This window comes from Pseudomonas sp. Sample_24, assembly GCF_004307605.1.
Lineage (GTDB): Bacteria > Pseudomonadota > Gammaproteobacteria > Pseudomonadales > Pseudomonadaceae > Aquipseudomonas.
In genome coordinates, this window is record NZ_RCNW01000300.1 from 1 (window position 1) to 4,297 (window position 4,297).

Below are 4,297 nucleotides of genomic sequence, written 5' to 3' on the forward strand. Positions count from 1 at the left end.
GATCCACCGGGGCCTGTCGTTCCAACTCGTCGTAGGCCGACTTGAACGGCAGGCTGCTGCGGTTCAGCCATTGCAGGCGCAGGCCGAGCATCGGGTCTTCGGCCACGGCGGCGTCGATGCGCTGGCGTTCCTGGCTATCGAGCTGATTGTCGAGGTACGCCACCAATTGCTCGTCCGTGGGGTTCACGTTCATCGACGTTCTCCGTGAGTGGAGGGGTTCGGTACAGCTTGCAAGGGCGGGTACTCGGCCAGTTTGGCCCGGGCAGTGGCCAGGCGGCTCATTACGGTACCGATCGGCACTTGCAGGACTTCGGCGACTTCGCGGTAGGACAAGCCTTCGACATAGGCCAGAAATACTGTTTCGCGCTGGGTTTCCGGCAGCGCATCGACCCGGCGGATGACTTGCGCCGCCATGACATGGGTTTGCGCTGCGTACTCACCGTCGAACGACAACACCTGCTCACCCTCTATCGTGCCTTGCCCCTGACGCACCCGGCGCGCGCGTATTTCATTGAGCCAGATCGAATGCAGAATGCTCATCAGCCAATGGTCCATGCGCGTACCCGGCGCAAACTGCGCGGCCCGTTCCAGCGCCCGCACGCAGGTTGCCTGCACCAGGTCTTCGGCGACATGCCTTTGTCGGGACAACAGCAACCCGTAACGCCACAATCGCGCCAGATGCTGGCCCAGTTCTGCCCGTATTGCCTGATCGCTGGCGATAGCGACCTCCGCGTATTCGATAAGTCAGGTTTTCGATGAGTCGTTGATGGCTTCGGCCAGGTCCTGGTATTCCTCGCAAGTGGTATTGCCGCATATCGATTTGATCTGCTGCAACTGCTCCTGTGCGAGAGCCAGTTGACCCTTGATCACGTAGGCTTCACCCAGGTACTCGCGGACCTGTGCATAGTGTGGATCGAGTTTTACCGATTGCAGGTAATAACCGATACCTTCGTCGGTGCGCCCCAGTTTACGCGTGGCATACCCTCGATAGTTCAAAGCCTTGGCGGTATCGGGCTGCTTGAGCGTATCGAGCAGCGCCAGGGCCTCCTCATAGCGCCCGTGTTTGGCCAGTTGATAGGCGTAATCGGTGCGGTCGGCGTCCGAGACAAGCTTGCTGGTTTGCTTGACGCATTTCTGCGCCTTGGTATCGAACACCTGATCTCTGGGGCACTGCGGCTTGGCGGGTGTGTCTTCCTCGCCGTTGGCCCATGCCTGTGAACCGGACAGCACGACAGCAAGCATCAACGGTGCCGAAAGAATCGAAAAACGGCTATTCATCGGTAAAGCTCCATGGCTGTCAGGGTTGTGGCATCGAACGGACCGAAAGAGACTGTCATGATGTGAACACGCCAGCGCGAACAATTATTCATTGGTATGTGCTGTTTTAAGAAAAGCACAAATCAGGTGCCAGTGCGGCCTGTCGCTAGCGGGCTGGCTCTCACTTCGGACCTGCGGCGTACACAAAACCCTGTGGGGCTGGCTTGCCAGCGATGAGGCCCGGCAATACGCCAAATGACTTGAGTTGGTCCCGCTTTTGGCCGAAACCCTGCCTTACTGCCCGCCATCACGCCTTGGTATAGTTCAGGCCTCTTTTTTGCCCGGTAAAGGATCACTAGCATGTCTCAATACACCGCGTTCACCGTCGAACTGGTCGATAAAATTGCTCATGTGCAGATCAATCGTCCGGAAAAGATCAACTCGATGAATGCTGCGTTCTGGAGCGAAATCGTCGAGATTTTCCAGTGGGTCGATGACACCGACGAAGTGCGCGTGGTGGTCCTCAGCGGCGCAGGCAAGCATTTCTCCTCGGGTATCGACCTGATGATGCTGGCCGGCGTGGCCAATGAGTTGGGCAAGGATGTGGGGCGCAACGCTCGCCTGCTGCGCCGCAAGATTCTCAACCTGCAAGCGTCCTTCAACGCCGTCGACAATTGCCGCAAACCGGTACTCGCGGCCATCCAAGGCTATTGCCTGGGAGGCGCCATCGACCTGATCGCCGCGTGCGACATGCGTTACGCCGCCGAAGACGCACAATTCTCGATCAAGGAAATCGACATCGGCATGGCCGCCGACGTCGGTACGCTGCAACGCTTGCCGCGGATCATCGGTGACGGCATGCTGCGTGAACTGGCTTACACTGGTCGCACTTTCGGCGCCGAAGAAGCACGCGGCATGGGCCTGGTCAATCGCGTCTACAGCGACACTGCCAGCCTGCTCGACGGCGTCATGGGCGTCGCCCGGGAAATTGCGAGCAAGTCGCCGATTGCGGTCACCGGCACCAAGGCGATGATCAGCTATATGCGCGATCACCGCATTGATGACGGTCTCGAATACGTCGCCACCTGGAACGCCGCCATGCTGCAATCCACTGACTTGCGCGTGGCCATGGCCGCCCATATGAGCAAACAGAAACCCGAATTTCTGGATTGATTGAAAATGACTCCACGCTGGACCACTGCAGTACTGGACACCGACCAACCCGGCGGCTGGGCCGTGGCGCGCAGCCCGGAAGGCTTTATGTTCGATGACAATGGCGCGCTGTTTCCCCGTGAATGGCTCAAGCGTCAGGACTTGTCGATTCTCGCCGAGCACGGTATCGGTCACCTCGACGGCGAACCGGTGTACCTGCTGGAGTTGCGCAGTCACAGCGAAGTGCCGGGTTGCAACTGGAAGGGCCTGCGGGCGTTCATGCTTGAAGGCGATCACACGCTGTACAAGGTGCTTGGTTACGCAGCGCAGATTGGCACCTGGGCCCGTGAGCATCGTTTTTGCGGTAACTGCGGCCAGGCCATGACACAAGTGCCGCGCGAACGGGCGATGTATTGCCAGCCGTGCGATTTGCGCAGCTATCCACGGATTTCGCCGAGCATGATCGTGCTGGTGACCCGGGGTGATGAAGTGCTGCTGGCACGTTCGCCACGGTTCGTCAGCGGGGTCTACAGCACCTTGGCGGGGTTCGCCGAACCGGGGGAGTCGGCTGAGGATTGCCTGATTCGCGAGGTGCGGGAAGAGGTGCGGATCGAGGTGAAGAACATCCAGTACATGGGCAGCCAGTGCTGGCCGTTCCCGCATTCGATGATGCTCGGCTTTCATGCCGAATATGCCGGTGGGGACATTGTCTGTCAGGAAGACGAGATCGAAGACGCCCAGTGGTTCAACGTGCACGAGCTGCCGCCGTTGCCGGCGTCACGCTCGATTGCCCGTTACCTGATCGATGTCTACGTGGCCCGGCGATTAGGCCACGCTGAACCAGTGTTGCCAGGCTAGCCGCACGGTCAGCCCGAGCACCACGGTGATGAACACCGGACGTATGAACTTTGCACCGCCGCTGATGGCGGTGCGGGCGCCGAAGAACGCGCCGACCATCAACGACGAGCCCATGCTCAGGCCGATGATCCAGTCCACCTGTCCGGAAAAAATGAAGATCGACAGCGCCGCCGCGTTACTGACGAAGTTCATGCTGCGTGCTACGCCACTGGCCTTCACCAGATCGATGGGGTAGAGCAACAGGCTGCTGACGGTCCAGAACGCCCCCGTACCGGGACCTGCCACGCCATCATAAAAACCGAGGCTGAAACCCTGGGTCGATTGCCATTTTTTCTTGATGGGCGCGTTGTTGTCTGACGGCGCTTTCGGCGTGCCGCCAAACAACAGATATAGACCACAGGCAAAGACGATCACCGGCAGCATCTTGTTCAGCCACTCGGCGGGCAGGTAATGCGCGACCACCGCACCGCTCAGCGCGCCGACCAGGGTGCCGACAATGGCGTGTATCCATTGCCCTGGATGAAACAGTTTGCGGCGATAGAAGGTAAAACTGGCGATGGCCGAGCCGAAAGTCGAGCTGAGTTTGTTGGTGCCCAGCACAAGGTGCGGCGGCAGGCCAGCGGTGAGCAAGGCCGGGGTGGTCAACAGGCCACCGCCGCCGGCAATGGCATCGATGAAACCGGCAACAAAAGCGACTGCGGCCAGAATGGCCAGGGTGGTGAGGTCAACGCTGAGTTCGAAAGGCATGGAATCGGCTTAATCGGCGGGTGCAGCAAAGGGCTGCGGGGAAGGGCCGATATCTTACCTATATCCAGGTTCTGCGGCGACTGGTCTGGCCCTGTCGTCGGAGCGCCTGGGACGCAAAACGTCCCGGGCTGCGTTCCCACGCAGAGCGTGGGAACGATCATTAAAGGGTCAGCAGGCTCGCGCCTGCATTTGTAGCGGCGTTTTCTGATCGTTCCCACGCGCTGCGTGGGAATGCCTCAAGGGACGCTCAGCGTTCCAATGGCACGCAAAGCGTCCCGGGCTG

The 4,297-nt window shown here is 59.8% G+C and carries 5 protein-coding genes and 1 pseudogene; 2 read left to right on the forward strand and 4 right to left on the reverse strand.

Translation table 11 applies throughout. From position 1 onward, the window contains the following. The 3 genes and pseudogenes from D8V06_RS16220 to D8V06_RS16230 form a co-directional block, all read right to left on the reverse strand. Positions 1 to 193, reverse strand: a pseudogene (locus tag D8V06_RS16220) (transcriptional regulator); the annotation flags it as partial. Further along, the gene (locus D8V06_RS16225; protein WP_201783979.1) at positions 190 to 690 is read right to left on the reverse strand and encodes a sigma-70 family RNA polymerase sigma factor; all 501 of its coding nucleotides are present in this window, start codon (positions 688 to 690) and stop codon (positions 190 to 192) included. The gene D8V06_RS16225 and the pseudogene D8V06_RS16220, both read right to left, overlap by 4 nt. A 54-nt stretch (positions 691 to 744) precedes the next feature. Then, positions 745 to 1,278, reverse strand: coding sequence for a tetratricopeptide repeat protein (locus D8V06_RS16230; protein WP_056855272.1), 534 nt, complete (start codon positions 1,276 to 1,278; stop codon positions 745 to 747). A gap of 339 nt (positions 1,279 to 1,617) precedes the next feature. On the opposite strand from D8V06_RS16230, the gene D8V06_RS16235 reads away from it, so the two are divergent. After that, a complete protein-coding gene (locus D8V06_RS16235; protein ID WP_130931309.1) occupies positions 1,618 to 2,430 on the forward strand; it encodes a crotonase/enoyl-CoA hydratase family protein in 813 nt (270 codons plus the stop codon). A 6-nt stretch (positions 2,431 to 2,436) separates the two neighbouring features. Beyond that, positions 2,437 to 3,267 (forward strand): NAD(+) diphosphatase, encoded by an 831-nt coding sequence (gene nudC, locus D8V06_RS16240; RefSeq protein ID WP_130931310.1) that lies wholly within the window; start codon positions 2,437 to 2,439, stop codon positions 3,265 to 3,267. Here the strand turns inward: nudC and D8V06_RS16245 are convergent. Further along, positions 3,235 to 4,014, reverse strand: a complete 780-nt coding sequence (locus D8V06_RS16245; protein WP_056855275.1) for a TSUP family transporter — start codon at positions 4,012 to 4,014, stop codon at positions 3,235 to 3,237. The genes nudC and D8V06_RS16245 overlap by 33 nt on opposite strands. Positions 4,015 to 4,297 lie beyond the last annotated feature (283 nt).